Source organism: Oleiphilus sp. HI0079 (genome assembly GCF_001635105.1).
Window position 1 is genome coordinate 1 of the sequence record NZ_LWFT01001033.1, and the last position, 772, is coordinate 772.

At 43.7% G+C, this 772-nt stretch carries 1 protein-coding gene; it reads right to left on the reverse strand.

Annotation, left to right across the window (positions count from 1 at the left end; genetic code table 11):
* Window positions 1-77 precede the first annotated feature (77 nt).
* Entirely contained in the window at window positions 78-719 is a 642-nt protein-coding gene (locus tag A3750_RS18635) for an SPOR domain-containing protein (RefSeq protein WP_068455639.1), read from the reverse strand.
* Between the last annotated feature and the right edge of the window lie 53 nt (window positions 720-772).

The following is a 772-nucleotide window of genomic DNA, read 5'->3' on the forward strand; positions in this document are numbered from 1 at the left end:
AGAAACCCTATACAAACTAAAGAAATTGACTATTTTTTTGTTTGATAACAGCGACTTAAGTTAACCAAACGGTCAATTTACGCTTCAAAAAATACCACAAGACTATCAACCTTGAATTCAGCATCCAGTTTTCGCTTGATTCTTAAGGCCTCTTTCTTCGTCACAAAGGGGCCAGCAAACACGCGAGTAGCACTGCCTGATTTAATAGGCTTCGTATGGCCGTCAATTCCGATCTTTCTTAATCTATCTCGCAAGGAATAAGCATTCTCTTGCTTTGAAAAAGTACCCAGCTGCACCATCCAGACATTGCTATATACTTTTGTATCAACAATCCGTGGCTTGCTATCCGCTTTGCTGGAAGCACTCTCAACGACATCGCTTCTTTTCTCAGAATCTATGATGTCTCTGGATGGAACCTGCGATACTTCAGGGGTTGCTGACGCCTCGTTCATGCCAGACTCAACGGCGACAAGTTTGGGTAAGCTAGATTCCGATTCCGAATCTCCCTCAGATTCCACCGCCCTTTTTTTGTAATCCGGTTTTGTTGGTCGTGAAATAACAACCGTTTCACGCATTGGCTTTGGCGGCACTTGCTCTACAACGGCATTGCCCTCTCTGTGCGGCTTATCAAACACCATAGGCAGAAAGATTACCGCAAGCGATAAAATGACAAATGCACCCACCAAACGTTGTTTTAGACTATCGACCGTTTCACTCATTCCACAAGAATCCTTTCTCCTAGAGACTCAAGAACAGAAAAAGAACCAAACGC

Excerpts from the sequence above, each read along its gene's own strand:
- A3750_RS18635 (WP_068455639.1), bottom strand. The coding sequence starts at position 719 with ATGAGTGAAACGGTCGATAGTCTAAAACAACGTTTGGTGGGTGCATTT.